This is a genomic window from Chryseobacterium vietnamense, assembly GCF_031454475.1.
Taxonomy (GTDB): Bacteria; Bacteroidota; Bacteroidia; order Flavobacteriales; family Weeksellaceae; genus Chryseobacterium; species Chryseobacterium vietnamense.
In genome coordinates, this window is record NZ_JAVDQX010000001.1 from 1,381,315 (window position 1) to 1,398,769 (window position 17,455).

The window sequence follows — 17,455 nt, forward strand, 5'->3', positions numbered from 1 at the left end:
AATAAATGAGCGAAGCTGTATATTTTGAGAATTTTTCTAATAATTTATTAATTGGAAGTACTTTACGTTCAACAATTTCAATGAGGTATATAAATATCTGCAAAAGGTTGAACAAAGATTTCTGGAATATGGATGATTGCACTACGGGAGGACGATACATTGGTTCTTTTGGTCGTAATACTGCTACTGGATGGATCAGTGATATAGATATATTGTTCGAAATGCCTTGGAGATTTTATCTAAATTATAATGATTATATTGGGAACGGTCAGTCTGCATTTTTACAAGTAGTAAAAAATTCAATTGCAAAAACATATCCTACTACAAGTCTAAAAGGAGATGGTCAAATTGTTTCTATTAAGTTTGCTGATGGTATGGAAATAGAGGTTCTACCCGTTTTTAAAAACAATGATGATTCATACACATTTGCAGACTCAAATGATGGTGGTAGTTGGAAAACAACGAATCCCATTCCCGAAATTAACATGATAGGAATTGGTGATAGCTTAACAAATTATAACCTGCGGTCTTTATGCCGAATGACAAGAGCATGGAAACACTTCTGTAGTGTTCCTATTAAGGGGTTATTAATAGATACGCTTGCTTACAGATTTTTGATTAATTGGGAAAATCGCAATAAGTCCTACTTATATTATGATTTAATGTGTCGTGATTTTTTTGAGTATCTTAAAAATCAATCTCAAAATCAATCAACTTGGTCTGCGTTAGGAAGCAATCAAATAATATACAATCCAGAAAACTTCCAATATAAAGCTACAATAGCTTATAATAAAGCAAAAGAAGCTATTAAGTATCAAAATGATAAAATGGAATGGTCTGCAAAACAAAAATGGAAAGAAATATATGGAAACAGATTCCCTAACTAAAGAAGTTTTAGAAGCCCAATTAAGAGAAAATTACGGAAAAATAGTTTATTCACATAAGACTCAAGAAAAATGTGCTGATATACTTACTCGGAAAAACAATTGCATCAAGAATATACAAATAATTTTGGCAGCTCTTATTACAACAGGTCTTTTAGTTCGAGTGTTTAAAGGAGAAGAATGGGCATTAATTACCAGTACTGTTTTATCCGCTATTCAATTTGGTTTTACCAGTTTTCTTAAAGAATATAATTTAGGGGAAACTATACAAAAACATTCAACAGCAGCCCTCGAACTATTTGATATTCGAGAAAAATATCTTTCTCTTTTGACAGATTTAAAAGCGGGATTACTAACGCCTGATTCAATAATTGAAAAGAGAAATGAATTATTAGACGATCTTTCTAAAACTTATAAAGGTTCACCAAGAACTTTTAGTAAGGCTTATTCACAAGCACAAAAAGCTCTTCAATTAAATGAAGAATTAACTTTCAATGATTCAGAAATTGATAAATTCCTACCACTAAAATTACGGAAAAACCAATAAGCTATTTAAATATATTTTATGATATTCTAACTTTCAAACCTTAAACTTATCTTAAAATCCTCCTCCCCAACTCCTTATTATCAATATTTTTCATACATTCACATGATTTTATAAAAGCACATTGAAAACTCTTGTTTACTGCTATTTTCAATCATTAAATTGGAAAAAAGATCAATTAATGACAAGAAAACAAAGATAGTTTTCAATTAAAAGCACAATCAGAGATATGTTGAAAAATTTTAGAACCGTTCGTTTATTACTTCTTCTTCCGCTTACATTTTTCGTGTTCGGTTTCCGTCCTCCTCTCAATGAAGAAGAAAAGATGCAGATCATCATGATCAATACGAAGAATGTTTTGTCTTATCTGCATTACAGCCCCAAACCTATTAATGATGCGTATTCAAAAGAAGTGTATAAGCAGTATTTTGAATCAATAGATCCTACAAAAACCTATTTCCTGCAGTCTGATATGGATGAGTTTCGTAAATATGAAACCAAACTGGACGATTATCTGAACACCGGAGATTTGACTTTTTATAAACTGACAGTCGATAAATTGTATCAAAGGATTGATGAAATTGATAAAATGACTAAGGATATCTTCAGCAAGCCCATCAATCTCCAAGAGGATGAAATATTAACATTGGAACCCAAACTAAAAAATGCACCTGCCAACAAGCAGCAGCAATATAATGAATGGAGGAAATATGTGAAATACAATATTCTTCAGGAAATAGAATCCCTGAAAAGGAAAAGCGAAGAAAAAAAGAAGGATGATCCTACCAATAAAGATAACAACAGCAAGCCCGAAATACTGAGCCAGGATGAAAAGGTAAAAAAAGCGACAGAAAATGTGAAAGATCTTCTGGAAGAAAAATTTATCAGATTCAGGAAAAGGGAAAAAATGGATTGGTTTACGGTCTATATGAATGCTTATACTCATATTTTTGATCCCCATACCAATTATTATTCGCCGCAGGGAAAGAAAGATTTTGATATGGACTTTAAAGGAAAGATCATCGGGATAGGTGCAGTCATCCAGGAAAAGAAAGGAAACCTTTATATCGGTACATTATCCATTGGAGCTCCGGCATGGAAGACCAAGCAGCTGACGGAAGGTGATAAAATCTTAAAAATAAAATCTACCCCTGATACTGATGCTGTAAATGTTGTGGATATGCTTTCCAGCGAAGCCATCAAATTAATCAGAGGGGAAAAAGGGACTCCAATTACTTTAACGGTACAGAAAAAAGACGGAACGATTCAGGACGTAACCATGAACCGTGAAGAAATATCAATTGAAGATACTTTTGCTAAAAGTATTATCGTAAATGCATCTGATAAAAAATACGGATTGATCAATTTACCCAAGTTCAATGCTGATTTTGAAGATAAAGACGGAAGAAATGCTTCTGATGATATTAAAAAAGAAATCATCAAACTTAAAGAACAAAATATCCAGGGAATTGTTCTGGATCTCAGAGGCAATTCCGGAGGTTCTTTAACGGAAGTTGGTGATATTATGGGACTTTTCATGGATGCGGGTCCGTATGTGCAGGTGAAGGATGGAAATGGAAAAATTACCACGTTAAAAAATAAAAATGAAGCGCCAATCTGGAACGGTCCGCTTGTGATTTTACAAAATGAATTATCCGCTTCTGCAGCAGAAATTTTAGCTGGCGTAATGCAGGATTACGGAAGAGCAGTTATCATGGGATCGCCTGTATCCTATGGAAAAGGAACCGTACAGGTATTTGTAGATTTGAACAGGTTTTTAAATACTGAAGAAGATTTCGGTTCGGTAAAACTAACTATTCAGAAATATTACAGAATCACCGGAGAGTCTACCCAGAGAAAAGGCGTAAGCTCAGATATCCAGATGAAAGATATCTTTTCTTATGCAGACATTGGTGAAAAATATGATGACTATGCATTAGCGTGGGATAAAATACCGGGAACGAGCTTCAACAGGCAAAACTTCCTCAATATTCAGGCTTTGCAGAAAGTAAGTGCAGAGCGAATTGCTAAAAATGATAATTATAAACTGTTACTGGAGTACGCTCAATGGAAAGAAAATCTGGGGAAAGAAAAAACAGTGCCTTTGAGCATTGAGAAATACAGCGACCTTATGAAGCAGAGAAAAACTCAGGATGATAAATTTAAAGTTTTAAAAACATTAGAAAGCGGTCTTACATTCACTATGTATCCTAAGGATATTGAAAGAGAGAAAAGCGATGCAGCATTCAAAAACAAATCTGAGGTATGGGTTAAAAATCTTCAAAAAGATCTGTATCTGAAGGAAGCCATCAATATAGTTGAAGATTGGGAAATAAGATCTTAAGCATATTTCTTTATTCAAAAGTTAAAAATTCAAAGCTCAATAGTGTATTTCCTTACATTTTTGAGCTTTTTTTCATTACAATCAAAAATTTTGCATAAAATATTTGCGTAGCTAAATAACTACACATATATTTGTAGTCAAATAACTACACGATGAATTTAAGAAGAGATGTATTTCAGGCGATAGCAGATCCTACAAGACGGTCTATATTGATGTTGGTGGCAGCACAGTCGATGACAGCAGGAGCCATTGCCTCCAATTTTGATACGGCAAGACCTACCGTTTCAAAACATCTCCAGATCCTTACAGAATGTGAACTGCTGAGATCTGAACAAAACGGAAGAGAAATTATTTATCACCTAAATCCCAATAAAATGAAAGAAATAGCCGATTTTATAGAACCCTTCCGCAAAATGTGGGACGAAAAGTTCAACAAACTGGAAGATGTGATGAAAGCGTATCAGAATAAAAATACGTGATGCGAGGTGCGGGATACGTGTTTCGGGGTATTAGGTTTTAGGGGTGCAAAGTTTCAAGATAGATTGGATAAATGAATTGCAATTTAAAATCTACAATAACTCGAATTTCTTACCTCGAACCTCGTAAACACAAAACCCGAATCCCGCATCCCGAACCCTCAAACTTCCTACTCTAAAACAAAATAACCCAGATCACGAATCCCGAAACCCTAAAACACCAATATCATGGAACTTAAAACAAAAATTCAGGCAGAAGACGGCCGACAGGAAATTTTCATCATCAGAGAATTTGATCTTCCTGTAGAACTGCTTTTCAAAGCGTATACAGAAGCAGAACTTTTCGAACAATGGATGGGAACGAAAGTAACCAAATTCGAAAACAAACAACATGGTAGCTACCGCTTCGAAACGTCAAATCCCCATGGAGATGTAGTTTTCAGCGCCAATGGAACTATTCATGATATTGTTCAGAATGAGAAAATTATAAGAACTTTCCAGATGGAAAACACCCCTTTTCCGGCTCAGATTGAGTTCTTAACATTTGAAAAGATAACGGACACTACCAGCAAGATTACCATTCAAACCATTTATAAATCTGTAGATTTCAGAGATCAGCACCTGAAAATGCCATTCGCACAGGGGATCAATATGGCGCATAATCGTTTGCAGGAGATATTAGGTAGCAGGTAGCGATGATTGATAATAGACAAAGAGATGAGAGACGATACGAGATACGAGTTTCGAGTTTCGAGGTTTATATACTACCCTGAATAACTCAAAACTCTCCCACTCTAATACTCTCAAAACTCTCCCACTCTAATACTCTCAAACCCAAATAACCCGAATCTCGCATCCCGAAACCCAAACTCTCCCACTCTAACCCCTCAAACCTAAATAACCCGAATCTCGCATCCCGTAACCCAAAACTCTCCAACTCTAATACTCCCAAACCCTCAAACATACCACACAATGAATCCAAAAGTTAATTTTTTCTTCGAAAACGCCGGACAATGGCAGGAAGAATTTGAAAAATTAAGAGCTATTGCCCTTAGTACTGAGCTTGTAGAAGATTTAAAATGGGGCTGTCCCTGTTATACTTATGATGGGAAAAATATTTTCCTGATCCACGGTTTTAAAGAATATTGTGCAATTCTCTTCTTCAAGGGAGCTTTAATGAAAGACCCTGATAATATTTTGATTCAGCAGTCTAAAAATGTACAGGCAGCAAGACAGATCCGATTTACAGAGCTATCGCAAATCAATGATTTGGAGGAAGTTATTCGCTCGTATATGTTTGAAGCCGTTGAAATAGAAGAATCAGGTGCTAAAGTGGAAATGAAGAAAACAAAAGAGTTTGAAATGGCTGAAGAATTTCAGGAGAAACTGGATCAAGATCCTGCATTACAGGAAGCTTTTAAAGCATTAACTCCCGGAAGACAAAGAGCCTATCTACTCCACTTCTCCTCTGCAAAACAATCTAAAACCCGTGAAGCCCGCATTGAAAAATGCATACCGCAAATCATGGAAGGAATAGGATTAAACGACTAACTATAAAAAAAACAATCATGAACACACCACAACCATCACAAAAAAGAACAAAAATCATCTATTGGATATTCACCCTCTGGATGGCACTGGGAATGGTTTCAACAGCTATTGTCCAACTGATGAAAAACAGTGATGAACTGGCCAATTTTACCAATCTCGGCTACCCTTCTTATCTGATGACCATCATCGGAGTCTGGAAAATTCTGGGCGTTATTGCCATCTTGATTCCTAAACGTTTGCTGTTGAAAGAATGGGCGTATGCCGGATTTTTCTTCGTTATGTCAGGAGCAGTTATTTCCCACCTGATCGTGGGTGACACAGCAGGAAGAACTTTTCCGGCGGTATTATTATTCGTACTGGTTCTTATCTCATGGTATTTCAGACCTGCAGACAGAAAAATCACTGTTATTGATTAATAGTTTTAAAGAATAACAGTCAGAAATTTTATCGAAGATAAAATCTTTGCGTCTTAAGAAATATTCTCACTAAGAAATTTGCGCCTTTGCGATTTCCAACAACACAACACAATAAATTATAAAAAAATTTGACATGAAAAATAAACTCACCCAGGAACAAATCAACGAACTTTTAAAAACATTAAAAGCCCGTTTTGAAAAAAACATGAACCGTCATAAAGACCTGAAATGGGAAAAAGTCCAGCAAAAACTAGAAGCCAACCCTGAAAAAATACGGCCTTTATACGAAATGGAAACCACTGAAGGTGAACCCGATGTGGTAGATTACAATAAAAAAACAGATGAGTATTCTTTCGTTGACTGTTCTCCGGAAAGCCCCAAACGCCGAAGCTTATGCTATGATTATCCTGCATGGGATGCCAGAAAGGCCAACAAACCGGAAAGTAACGTCATCGACACCGCTAAAGAAATGGGTATTGAACTTTTAACAGAGGAAGAATACCGTCATCTTCAGGAATTGGGAAAATTTGATCAAAAGACTTCAAGCTGGATCAAAACACCATCGCAGATCCGTGAACTTGGAGGCGCTATTTTCTGTGACAGACGGTACAATACTGTATTTACCTACCACAATGGTGCAGATTCTTATTATGCCGCAAGAGGCTTTAGAGGAATCTTAAAAGTATAAAGGAGGTTCTTAGCTGGGATCTCTCAACCAGGGAGATTCCACGCTCCAGAAAATAATATTAACGCCAAGATAGTTTTTGGCATATTCTGTAAATTCTTCTTTGGTAAAAGGTTTCTTTGTTTTAGGGTTTTTATAAGTCAGCGTCGGCTCCTGAACGGCCATTGCTACCAAAGAAAGCTTTCCTTTATATTGATTAAAAAAAGGATAAGAATTTTTCATTTGTGCTTTTTTATCCGGAACAATATCAGGTCCCCCTAACCCAATATTATTTTTATAAGCAAAATCGAACAGCCTGGACATATATTGATGATCATTTTCCCATTCACAAGGAAAGAAATTGACATATTGCAGAACGTAAGAATGATGAAAAGCACTTCTCGCAAACTTTAGATTCTCCAATTCAGCCTGAAAATAACGGTCGCAGCTAAAACCAGTTTTATCCTTTTCCATATCAATATCGATCGATGTTTCCGGAAGATTGATCCCCTGAATCTTTCCGTCAAATTTCTTTGCCAGCGCTGCTATCAGTTTCTGAAATCTCATCCGGACAGCCGGATTCCATTGCTGGGTAGCCCAACCGTTTCCAACAGGTTTATTTTCACCCGGATTATCATATTGGGGCACTAATCCTCCCGTATATTCTTTATCTTTCAACACATAGTCAGGAATATATTTTGCCTGTGGTTCAAAAAATCTGTCCTGAAGCTGGATAAATAGTTTTTTGTTGAGACTTGTCAGATAATTCAGATCTTTCTCAATAACAGAAAAATCATACACATCTTTTGAAGTTTCCAAAGCCTTCCAGTTGTAAACAATCTGTACTCCGCCAATGTCTTTACGGGTAATCATCTTTTCAATTCCATGCAGATCTCCCGAGGACGTATAAATATAATTCTTAGGAGCTTGTCCCTGTACAAAGTATAAACCTAACATACATAATCCCAAGCCCAGTACTTTAGCCATCTTTTTCATTAAATCAATTTTAAAAAGTAGATCATTTTTCGTGCCTAAAAGCATTAGACATTTCTAAGAGCATTAAAATAGTATTTCATTATGAGCAATATTTTTAAACATTATTGCCCAATTAGATTAAAGTATAATTAACAGGTCGCTCCTCTGGAGCTATAATTTTAAAGCAAATACGTACTATTAACAGTTAGCTCCTATTGGAGCTGAATTTGATCCCATCGGGATCTACTGTTAATAGAAAAAATGAAGTCTCCGTAATAATAAAGCTCCAGAGGAGCGACCTGTTAATTCATACCGTAAGTATTGATAATTTCAATGTATTTTTAATTAATATTTTCCTTAAAATTCATTTTCTGAAATATTAATTTTCATCATAAAATCATTATCTCTTCATATCCTATTTTTAATATAAAAGTAGGGCCTACTATACAGAAACGGTATTGAATATAGGTTTGCGCAGTTTTGCAAATATCAAGGTAACGATTTGGTAATGGTGCACATTTCGCTTGATTTCAAAGAATTGCCTTCATAACTCTATCGTGTAAAAATACGAAATTTATAGAACTGTGAGCCATTTTATCTGAACTTTGACAGTAAATGACCAATTGCAGCTCATGGAAAAATCTTATCAGAAGGCATCCAATTTACTGCTTTTCCTCCAATGCGGTCAAATGTGGTTTCTGCCCTTTTATCGCGAATCTACAGATGAGGAATTTTTGGCGAATGTTAACGGAGAAAGAAACTGAGCGTTTTACACTGTAGGCGCAACTGAGCAGGTTTTCAAACCTAAAAATAGTATCCGCGCATGCATTCATGAGACTACCACCATAACCGCAGATGGCACAGTGAAATTACGATTACTTGAATCTGCGAAAACACCTGATTTTACCATTCCCTCTGGATCTACTGTTACTGCGTGGGCAAAATTTTTCTTACGAGAATTTCAATTTCCGGGTAAATTACAAATTAACTCTTCTTGATTGACTAACACTGCTCTATGATTGACGAAGTCTTCTGTTAATAAAATCTTCGCATTGATACCAACTCCTTTGAATGTGCTTGGTCACCCTGTTATAAACAATAGTGGGCGCGGTGAAATAGTTTCTATATCATTAAACGGATAAAAGTTCACGAATTCTGTTCTTGGGTTACAGCTCCATATTCTGTTTGTTCTAAAGTTTGACTTTTTGGAATTGCTGTAAACAGGAACTCCTTCACTCAATCAATCTTTAAATTCGATTTATATTCAAAAAATATATTCTGGTACAATTAAGTATATTATTACCAAAATTTTTTCCATGTTGAAAAAGATGTAATCCATATAAAAACAATCATTTAAGGGAATCCAAACAATCTATTCTGTTAATATATACGCAGATGATATAAAACTCAGCTATATTCCCTTTAAATAGCTAAAATTTGATTAAATTTACATCACCAATGCATAGAATTCATGCATTATAAAAACATCCAGAAAACTTCTATGAACAAGAAAAGTGCAACGATATATGACATTTCCAATAAGCTCAACGTAAGTGTTGCCACTGTTTCGAGAGCATTGAATGACCACCCAAGAATAAGCGTAGCAACTAAAGAGCTGGTCCGCAAAACGGCCAAGGAAATGAACTATAAGCAAAATAACCTTGCTAAAGCCTTAAAAAGTGGTGAAACCAAAAATGTAGGGATTATTGTTCCCTACATCAATACCAATTTTTTTTCCTCAGTAATACGGGGAATTGAGGAAGAACTCTCTCCACTTGGTTATCATGTCATCATCTGCCAGAGTCACGAAGATGTCAATATTGAAAAAAGACAGCTTAACACTTTGCTGAATGCTCAGGTAGATGGTATTTTCATGTCTGTATCCAAAACAACAACAGATATTAATCACATCAGAAACATTCTGGATACGTCAAATACTCCGATTATCTTTTTTGACAGAAAAAAAGATATCGCTGGCATCAGCACCGTAACGATTGATGATTATCGGGGAGGATATATGGCTACAGAACACCTCATCAAAGAAGGTTATAAGAATATCTGTCATTTTGCAGGAGACCTTAATCTTGAAATTTACCAGAACCGTCTTAATGGCTATAAACAAGCCCTAATTGATCATAATCTTCCTATAAAAGAAGATAATATCATTCTTACAGGCAGTTCTATTGATGAAGGAACGGAAGCTATTAAAAAACTTTGGAGTAAAAAATCTGTTCCTGACGCTATATTCTCTTCCAGTGACTTTGCTGCTTTAGGTGCCTGTCAGGAATTAAAAAAGAGAAAAATAAAAATTCCTCAGGAAGTTGCCATTATCGGTTTTTCCAATGAGCCGTTTACTCAGTTTATGGAGCTTCCGATCAGTTCAGTGGATCAGACTCCAGTGTTGATGGGGAAAATGGCAGGACAGGTATTTTTAGAGAACGTAAAAGAAAACGGATCTGGCGTTTCTATTGAGAAAAAAGTGGTACTTACCCCTCAGCTTCATATCAGGAAGTCTTCAAAAAAGAAGTAATTTTTCTATACTTAAAAAATATCGATGCTATTGGATAGTCAATCACTTTATATTTTTCTTGGTGGCTTTGGTCAAATTATTTTATGGTTATCATATAAAATATTGAAAAACAGAACAACTTACCTGATTGTATTGTTCTTCACCATTTTGATCGCATTATTTGGTTATTTAAATATCAATAGAGAAACGCTAAAAATGCCAAATGGCAATGCTGCTACGTTTGCATTTTTGCCTTTATTATATATGGTCTATTACTGGATTCTAAGAAATTTATTTCTTATTATTTTCGGAAATGAACCTTTACTGACAGGCTATATGCAATCAAGCTGGGAGCAAGGTGAATACAGAAAATTACATATGGGCGATGCTGTTTTCACTATATTAACTCTTATATTACCTTTTTTAACAACCCTACTCTTCTAGCGAATTACCAATAAATAAAAGAAAATGCCTTCTACACTACGCAGAAAGCATTTCAATCCTAATTAGTATTTATAATAAAAAAACATTTTTATAAGCTCACCCCCCTTCTCCAGGGGATAAAATCATTTTGGTTTAAAACAGCAGCTTTGGTTTTTACTTCTCCACTGGCTATTTTGATGATAAACTCCAACAGTTCTTCTGCCTTTTCATCAATCGTTTTTTCCCCGGTGATGACATCGCCTGTATTAAAATCAATAATATCCGGCATTCTCTCGGAAAGAGAAGTGTTGGACGATATTTTTACCACTGGAACTACGGGATTTCCTGTCGGAGTTCCAAGCCCCGTTGTAAACAACACCACATTGGAACCTGAGCCCACCAAAGCAGTGGTACATTCTACATCATTTCCAGGTGTACAGAGTAAATTCAGCCCGGGTTTCTGAATGTATTCGGTAAAATCAAGGACATCATTGATGGGAGATGAACCTCCTTTTTTAGCCGCTCCTGCAGATTTCATGGCATCAGTGATCAATCCATCTTTAATATTCCCCGGTGACGGATTCATATCAAAACCAGATCCTGCAGCAACGACTGATTTTTCAAAGTCTTTCATTAACTGTAAAAATCTTTCCGCATCTTTTTCATTTACACAACGGTTCACCAGCTCCTGCTCTACTCCGCATAATTCGGGAAATTCCGAAAGAATAGTAGCTCCTCCTACTCCTGCCATTACATCTGATAACCGACCTAAAACCGGATTGGCAGAAATTCCTGAAAAACCATCTGAACCTCCACATTCCAATCCTACTACCAGCTTTGAAATAGATGCAGGCTCTCTTTGAATTTCATTCGCTTTTTTAATGGCTTCATAAGAATCTTTGATGATCCCGCTCAGCATTTCATCCACTGTTCCCGATTTCTGCTGTTCATATATGATAATCGGTTTTTTATGGTTGGGACTGATCTTTTCAAGGGCATCTTTAAAAATATCAACCTGTAAATTCTGACATCCAAGGCTCAAAACGGTTGCTCCTGCAACATTCGGGTTATTAACATATCCTGCCAATAAACGGCCCAATGCTTCAGCATCCTGACGAATACCGCCACAGCCTCCCTGATGGGTAATGAATTTAACGTCAATATTTTTAAAAACTCTGGAATCCTGATCTTCTTCAGTGATAATTTCTTCCTCAGAGTTATTGATCAGAGATCTTAGTAATAGTTGATGTTTTGTTGCTTTTTCAAATAGAAGTTCTTTTTCGAAAACTTCTTTTAAAATCTCTACATTTCTGTTTTCACAAAAGACTAAAGGAAAAAACAGCCATACATTTTCTGTTCCCACCTGTCCGTCTTCCCTATGATAGCCCATAAAAGTTCTATCCTTCCATAACTCCACATCCGGAGCTGTCCAGGAAATCGTTTCTGTTTTGCCTTCTACTTTTGCACTTTGATGTTTTACATTTCCGGTGGTAATCACTTCTCCTTTTTGGATGGGCTGACTTGCTTTTCCCACCAAAACACCATACATGATAATGGAATCTCCTACCGAAAGATTTTCTGTGACAAATTTATGTTTGGCTTTTGTATCTTTTACAATCTCATAGGTAAAATCACCCAACGTAACATTTTCACCCTGTGTAAGATCAACCAGCGCAACAGCTACATTATCATCAGGATTTATCTTGAGTACTTTTTTTTGCATGATATTTAAGAGTAAGATTGAACAAAGTTTTGATACGCTGTTTCCACATCATGATGGTCAATTTCCCACAATGCTTTTGCCACTGCCTCTTTCAAGCCTTCAACGTTGGTAAGATCTGTATCCCAGAAAGAAGTTTCACATAATGCCAGTTCTGCAACTTTTTGATAATCATTTGCTGTCCAGATTTCTTTGAATCGGTTGATTATTGCCTCTTCATCGTTCAACGGAAGGGCTCTCTCATCAAAACTTCCCTGGTAGAATCTGATTAAACTTGCCAAAGAGAAAGTTAAATTAAGTGGTAATTTCTGATTAATTTCTACATACCTCACCAGACTGGGCAGAATTCTTACTTTAAATTTAGAAACAAAATACAAAGCGATGCTTGCCAGATGATGTTTAATAAAAGGATTTCTGAACCTGTCAAATACTTCTTCTGCAAATTCCTTCAACTCATTTTCATCCAGGCCTAAAGTGGGGTTTACTTCATTAAAAATTGAATCTCTTAAAAACTGTCCGATAAATGAATTCTCAAGAGATTCTTTTACCGTTTCTTTTCCTGATAATAGTGCCGGAGCCAGCATTAAAGTATGGCCGCCGTTCAAAATTCTTACTTTTCTAAGACGGTAAGGCTGAATATCATCCACTACTAAAATCTGCTCATTGATCTGATCAAAAGGGATTCTCTCATTCAGATTTTTAGCATCCTGAATTACAAAAAGTAAAAATACTTCAGAAACAACCATCATCTGGTCTTCATAATCCAACTGTTCTTCGTAGGATTCTGCATCATCTTTAGGGTATCCCGGAACAATCCTGTCAACCAATGTATTGTGGAAATAATTACACTGTTCAATCCATTGCACAAAATCCTCTTTTAAATTCCATAATCTGGCATATTGAATAATAATCTCCTTTAAAACAAAAGCATTATCTTCAATCAACTCACAAGGGATCATTCTCAATCCTTTATCTGATGATCCTTTGAAATGTTTAAATCTTTCATATAATAAAACCGTCACTTTTGCCGGAAAGTTTTTGTGCGGGCCGGAATATTGATCTTCAGTTTCATCATACGCTATTCCCGTTTCTGTAGTATTGGAGAAAATAAATTCCAGTTCTTCTTCTTTTGCCAATGCAAGGAATTTATCATAGTTTGTATAGGGATTAATTGATTTCTGAATCGCAGAAATGACCATCTTTTCATCAATAATTTCACCTTTTTTAATTCCTCTTGTAAAGAGAGTATATAGATTGTCCTGCTCTTCAAGCTTATGAACAGAACCACCCTGCGTTGGCTGAACATTGACAATTCCGGCATTGAAACCTGCTTTTTTATTCAATTGATCAATCACATAATCAGTGAATCCTCTCATGAAATTTCCTCCTCCAAACTGTACGATTTTAATCGGAAGCTTTTCGTGAGAACCATTGAATTCACGATTTAATTTTTGTTTTATCTGATTTTCCATTTTTTCTAATTTGAATGAAACTATCTTAGAATCTGATAGCTTTTGTTTTTATTTAATCACTTTATATTTCGGAACCAAAGTCTTCATTACGCTCCAGGCAATCAGGTAAGCCACTGCACATACTGAGAAAATGATCATATAGCCTTTATCGATTCCATCTGAAATAATAGCTCCGGATTTTTCCAGATCATGAACAAAATTTTCAGGCAGACGCTCATGGATATATTGGGGATATTTTTCCAGTAAAGGTATTCCGTCCACAGTAGTCCATGCTTTATGAGCATGATCAAACAGGACTCCTGAAGATTTATTGATTAAAAATGATCCGATTCCTCCTGCCATTCCTCCGATTCCCGTAATGGTTGCGATTGCTTTTTTAGGAAACATATCACCTACCGTAGAGAATATATTGGCAGACCATGCCTGGTGTGCTGCTCCTGCAATTCCGATAATCAGTACCGGAATCCAATATGAAACAGAACCCAAAGGCTGGGCTAGCAGAGCCAGCAATGGGAAAAATGCGAAGATCAGCATCGCCTTCATCCTTCCTGTATAAGCATCTATTCCTTTTTTCTCCACAAAATATTTAGGAAGCCATCCTCCGATAATCGACAATAAAGTGATCATATAAAGAACAAATAAAGGAAATGCACTCTGTGTAGAATCCATTTTGTAAACGGAGCTTAAATAAGCCGGCGTCCAGAACAGGAAAAACCACCAGATTCCATCTGTCATAAACTTTCCAAAGGCAAAAGCCCAGGTTTGTCTGTGACTGAAACATTCCCTGAAAGAAAATTTCTTTTCCGGCAGCGACGCATCTTCTGCTGGAAAATCATCCTGATCCTGCTGAATATAGATAAGCTCATGCTCATTAACCTTGTGATGTTCGTGTGGCTTTTTGTAATAGAATACCCAGAGGCCCATCCAGACAAAACCTAATGCTCCAATAATGATAAATGCCCATTCCCAGCCCATCGATTTTGCGATAAAAGGAATGGTAACCGGTGCAGCTAATGCTCCAACCGTTGCTCCAGCATTAAAGATACTGGTTGCTAACGCTCTGTCTTTCTTTGGGAAATACTCTGCAGTAGTTTTTATCGCAGCAGGAAAATTCCCTGCTTCCCCAACAGCCAGAACGAAACGGGCAAAAATAAACAGTGTGACACTGGTACTGATGATAGCTCCAACATTATCTACTCTTCCGATAATCTCTTTGGATTCTTCAAAACCTACCCACCAGCTTCCGGTCAGAGCTCCTGAAGTAGCAATTCCGCAGAAAGCATGGAGTACAGCTCCTATTGACCATATTCCGATCGCCCAGAGAAATCCTTTTTTGGTATCCATCCAGTCTACAAACTTTCCGGCAAAAAGCATACTTATTGCGTAGAAAATAGAAAATAATGCAGTGATATTTCCGTAATCATTATTGTTCCAGTGAAATTCCGGAGCGATGAAATCTTTCCAGGTGAGAGACAGCACCTGCCGATCCATATAATTGATGGTCGTTGCAATAAAAAGTAGCACGCAGATCGTCCATCTGAAGTTACTTGGTTTCGGAGATATTTCTTTTTTCATATCAATCGTTAATAGTATTGATTTTTATTGATTTTAACAACAGAACAAGACAAAAACTATCCTTTCCATGCTATTTCAGCACAGAATCTATTAATTTTTTAAACCATTGTTATTTAATTAAAGAATTGAAAACAATTAAGTTGAGTTTCAATGATTACCTCATCAAAGTCTTTACTCAATTTTTAATTTTTTTACCGGCTTAAAACAAAATGTAAGGATCGTTATCTTAATTCATTAATAACCTGAATCGAATAGGCTACTGCTTCTGTAATCTTTTCATAATCATATTCTCCTTCCTCATTTTTTAGAAACAGCTGGGAACCCAATCCTACACAATAGGCTCCTGCAGAAATCCATTCGGTAATATTTTCTTTTGCAGGCATTACTCCGCCTGTAGGCATGATGTTTGACCATGGCATCGGGCCTTTTACCGTCTTGATAAATTCAGGGCCTCCTACCTGTGTTGCCGGGAATATTTTCACAATTTCAGCGCCTAATTCTTCGGCATAAGAAATTTCAGAAACTGAACCACAGCCAGGCATCCATGCAATTTTTCTTCGATTGCAAATTTTAGCGACTTCCGGGTTTAAAGAAGGTGCCACAATAAAGTTGGCTCCATTCTGAATGTATAAAGAAGCTGTTGCGGGATCAATGACAGAGCCTATTCCCAATATCATTTCAGGAATTTCTACGGCTGCATATTTTACCAGATTGGCAAAAACCTCGTGGGCAAAATCTCCCCTGTTGGTAAACTCAAAAACGCGGGCACCACCATCAAAACAAGCTTTTATAATTTTTTTGCAAACTTCAGCATCTGCATGATAAAATACAGGAACAATACCGGTTTGCTTAGCTTTTAAGGCTACTTCTATACGATTAAATCTTGCCATAATTATCTTTTTATTCTTCCTCCTGAATTTCCATTCATCACTTCCAGGATGTCTTCTACACTTGAATAGCTAATATCTCCCGGAATAGTATGTTTGATCGCACAGGCTGCGTTTGCAAAATTCAATGCTTTTTCATCATCAAAATTCTTTAAACCATAGATTAATCCTGCGGCAAAAGCATCTCCCGTCCCGATTCTGTCAACGACAGGATTGATTTCCAGAAGATCTGTTTCAAAGTAGTTTTCGTTTACCCACGCTCTTCCCTGTGTCTGCTGGGAACTTGCGGTAACCCCTATTCTTATTTTATCAAAAATCTTATGAACGGAAGGAATCTGTTGTTTTAATTCTTTACAGGCTTCAATAAAACCTTCTTTATCTGAAGAAAACCGGGTTCCGAGAATCTCATTAATTTCATTCACTCCTCCGATAAATATGGTGGAATAAGAAACCAGTTCTTTAAGCACTTCACTTCCATTTTTACCATATTTCCAAAGGTTTGAACGGTAAGCAGGATCGGCAGTAACTTCAATCCCAATGTGCTGAGCGGTTTTCAACCCTTCTTTTAAGGCTTCATAGGCTGATTCCGAAATACCGGGACTGATTCCTGTCCAGTGGAAGTATTCGCATCCTTCAAGCACTTTTTTCCAGTCTATTTTTTCCGTCCGGATGTTCGCAAAAGAACCGTTCAGCCTGTTATAAGCAATTCTGCTGGCACGAACTGATGATCCTACTTCAAGAAAATACAACCCCAGAGGATGTTCATTCTTGTCGATAAAGGTGGTATCAATGCCAAAACCCTGAATGAAAGAAACCGCAGATTCTCCGACAAAATCATCGGATACACAGCTGACATGCTGTACTTCGCAGCCCATTGTTGCCAATGAAGCAGCGACATTCAGCTCTGTTCCTCCAAAAAAGAACTCCATTTCATGACTTTGTTTCATGGTTCTGTTTCCGGGTGGAGAAAGCCTCATAATGACTTCACCAAATGTGACTATTTTGCTCATTGTAT

17 protein-coding genes are annotated in these 17,455 nt (G+C 36.5%); 11 read left to right on the forward strand and 6 right to left on the reverse strand.

What is annotated here, in order from left to right; translation table 11 throughout:
- The first annotated feature begins 5 nt into the window (after positions 1-5).
- The 8 genes from J2786_RS06155 to J2786_RS06190 all read left to right on the forward strand — a co-directional run bounded on the left by J2786_RS06155 (position 6) and on the right by J2786_RS06190 (position 6,903).
- Positions 6-887, forward strand: coding sequence for an SMODS domain-containing nucleotidyltransferase (locus tag J2786_RS06155; protein ID WP_047430213.1), 882 nt, complete (start codon positions 6-8; stop codon positions 885-887).
- Positions 865-1,431: an SLATT domain-containing protein gene (locus J2786_RS06160; RefSeq protein ID WP_047430210.1), complete on the forward strand. Its 567-nt coding sequence runs from the start codon at positions 865-867 to the stop codon at positions 1,429-1,431. The genes J2786_RS06155 and J2786_RS06160 overlap by 23 nt, the downstream gene beginning before the upstream one ends.
- A gap of 226 nt (positions 1,432-1,657) precedes the next feature.
- The gene (locus tag J2786_RS06165; RefSeq protein ID WP_047430207.1) at positions 1,658-3,772 is read left to right on the forward strand and encodes a carboxy terminal-processing peptidase; all 2,115 of its coding nucleotides are present in this window, start codon (positions 1,658-1,660) and stop codon (positions 3,770-3,772) included.
- Between the two features lie 152 nt (positions 3,773-3,924).
- Positions 3,925-4,251: an ArsR/SmtB family transcription factor gene (locus J2786_RS06170; RefSeq protein ID WP_047430205.1), complete on the forward strand. Its 327-nt coding sequence runs from the start codon at positions 3,925-3,927 to the stop codon at positions 4,249-4,251.
- A gap of 225 nt (positions 4,252-4,476) precedes the next feature.
- On the forward strand, positions 4,477-4,941 hold the full coding sequence (locus J2786_RS06175) for an SRPBCC family protein (RefSeq protein ID WP_047430202.1): 465 nt from the start codon (positions 4,477-4,479) through the stop codon (positions 4,939-4,941).
- Between the two features lie 279 nt (positions 4,942-5,220).
- Positions 5,221-5,799: a YdeI/OmpD-associated family protein gene (locus J2786_RS06180; RefSeq protein WP_047430196.1), complete on the forward strand. Its 579-nt coding sequence runs from the start codon at positions 5,221-5,223 to the stop codon at positions 5,797-5,799.
- A 17-nt stretch (positions 5,800-5,816) separates the two neighbouring features.
- Positions 5,817-6,215, forward strand: a complete 399-nt coding sequence (locus J2786_RS06185) for a DoxX family protein (protein WP_047430194.1) — start codon at positions 5,817-5,819, stop codon at positions 6,213-6,215.
- 133 nt (positions 6,216-6,348) lie between these two features.
- Positions 6,349-6,903 (forward strand): DUF4256 domain-containing protein, encoded by a 555-nt coding sequence (locus tag J2786_RS06190; protein ID WP_047430192.1) that lies wholly within the window; start codon positions 6,349-6,351, stop codon positions 6,901-6,903.
- Positions 6,904-6,912: 9 nt separating this feature from the next.
- Here J2786_RS06190 and J2786_RS06195 read toward each other — a convergent pair whose 3' ends face one another.
- Positions 6,913-7,875, reverse strand: a complete 963-nt coding sequence (locus J2786_RS06195; RefSeq protein ID WP_047433244.1) for a hypothetical protein — start codon at positions 7,873-7,875, stop codon at positions 6,913-6,915.
- Positions 7,876-8,681: 806 nt separating this feature from the next.
- Here J2786_RS06195 and traM point away from each other — a divergent pair.
- From traM to J2786_RS06205, 3 genes are all read left to right on the forward strand, one after another.
- Positions 8,682-8,852 (forward strand): conjugative transposon protein TraM, encoded by a 171-nt coding sequence (gene traM, locus J2786_RS23045; protein ID WP_226798710.1) that lies wholly within the window; start codon positions 8,682-8,684, stop codon positions 8,850-8,852.
- Positions 8,853-9,355: 503 nt separating this feature from the next.
- Positions 9,356-10,384: a LacI family DNA-binding transcriptional regulator gene (locus J2786_RS06200; protein ID WP_047433242.1), complete on the forward strand. Its 1,029-nt coding sequence runs from the start codon at positions 9,356-9,358 to the stop codon at positions 10,382-10,384.
- A 30-nt stretch (positions 10,385-10,414) separates the two neighbouring features.
- Positions 10,415-10,807, forward strand: coding sequence for a hypothetical protein (locus J2786_RS06205; protein ID WP_142016262.1), 393 nt, complete (start codon positions 10,415-10,417; stop codon positions 10,805-10,807).
- Positions 10,808-10,895: 88 nt separating this feature from the next.
- Here J2786_RS06205 and J2786_RS06210 read toward each other — a convergent pair whose 3' ends face one another.
- The 5 genes from J2786_RS06210 to J2786_RS06230 all read right to left on the reverse strand — a co-directional run bounded on the left by J2786_RS06210 (position 10,896) and on the right by J2786_RS06230 (position 17,450).
- On the reverse strand, positions 10,896-12,509 hold the full coding sequence (locus J2786_RS06210; protein WP_047430187.1) for a UxaA family hydrolase: 1,614 nt from the start codon (positions 12,507-12,509) through the stop codon (positions 10,896-10,898).
- A 5-nt stretch (positions 12,510-12,514) separates the two neighbouring features.
- On the reverse strand, positions 12,515-13,978 hold the full coding sequence (locus J2786_RS06215; RefSeq protein ID WP_047430184.1) for a tagaturonate reductase: 1,464 nt from the start codon (positions 13,976-13,978) through the stop codon (positions 12,515-12,517).
- 48 nt (positions 13,979-14,026) lie between these two features.
- A complete protein-coding gene (locus J2786_RS06220) occupies positions 14,027-15,553 on the reverse strand; it encodes an MFS transporter (RefSeq protein WP_142016264.1) in 1,527 nt (508 codons plus the stop codon).
- Positions 15,554-15,774: 221 nt separating this feature from the next.
- Positions 15,775-16,443, reverse strand: a complete 669-nt coding sequence (locus tag J2786_RS06225) for a bifunctional 4-hydroxy-2-oxoglutarate aldolase/2-dehydro-3-deoxy-phosphogluconate aldolase (RefSeq protein ID WP_047430178.1) — start codon at positions 16,441-16,443, stop codon at positions 15,775-15,777.
- A gap of 2 nt (positions 16,444-16,445) precedes the next feature.
- The gene (locus J2786_RS06230) at positions 16,446-17,450 is read right to left on the reverse strand and encodes a sugar kinase (protein WP_142016267.1); all 1,005 of its coding nucleotides are present in this window, start codon (positions 17,448-17,450) and stop codon (positions 16,446-16,448) included.
- Positions 17,451-17,455 lie beyond the last annotated feature (5 nt).

Coding starts and splice junctions, on each gene's coding strand:
- J2786_RS06160 (WP_047430210.1), top strand. CDS start 865: ATGGAAACAGATTCCCTAACTAAAGAAGTTTTAGAAGCCCAATTAAGA.
- J2786_RS06165 (WP_047430207.1), top strand. CDS start 1,658: ATGTTGAAAAATTTTAGAACCGTTCGTTTATTACTTCTTCTTCCGCTT.
- J2786_RS06190 (WP_047430192.1), top strand. CDS start 6,349: ATGAAAAATAAACTCACCCAGGAACAAATCAACGAACTTTTAAAAACA.
- J2786_RS06175 (WP_047430202.1), top strand. CDS start 4,477: ATGGAACTTAAAACAAAAATTCAGGCAGAAGACGGCCGACAGGAAATT.
- J2786_RS06200 (WP_047433242.1), top strand. CDS start 9,356: ATGAACAAGAAAAGTGCAACGATATATGACATTTCCAATAAGCTCAAC.
- J2786_RS06180 (WP_047430196.1), top strand. CDS start 5,221: ATGAATCCAAAAGTTAATTTTTTCTTCGAAAACGCCGGACAATGGCAG.
- J2786_RS06155 (WP_047430213.1), top strand. CDS start 6: ATGAGCGAAGCTGTATATTTTGAGAATTTTTCTAATAATTTATTAATT.
- J2786_RS06170 (WP_047430205.1), top strand. CDS start 3,925: ATGAATTTAAGAAGAGATGTATTTCAGGCGATAGCAGATCCTACAAGA.
- J2786_RS06220 (WP_142016264.1), bottom strand. CDS start 15,553: ATGAAAAAAGAAATATCTCCGAAACCAAGTAACTTCAGATGGACGATC.
- J2786_RS06225 (WP_047430178.1), bottom strand. CDS start 16,443: ATGGCAAGATTTAATCGTATAGAAGTAGCCTTAAAAGCTAAGCAAACC.
- J2786_RS06215 (WP_047430184.1), bottom strand. CDS start 13,978: ATGGAAAATCAGATAAAACAAAAATTAAATCGTGAATTCAATGGTTCT.
- J2786_RS06210 (WP_047430187.1), bottom strand. CDS start 12,509: ATGCAAAAAAAAGTACTCAAGATAAATCCTGATGATAATGTAGCTGTT.
- J2786_RS06185 (WP_047430194.1), top strand. CDS start 5,817: ATGAACACACCACAACCATCACAAAAAAGAACAAAAATCATCTATTGG.
- J2786_RS06230 (WP_142016267.1), bottom strand. CDS start 17,450: ATGAGCAAAATAGTCACATTTGGTGAAGTCATTATGAGGCTTTCTCCA.
- J2786_RS06195 (WP_047433244.1), bottom strand. CDS start 7,875: ATGAAAAAGATGGCTAAAGTACTGGGCTTGGGATTATGTATGTTAGGT.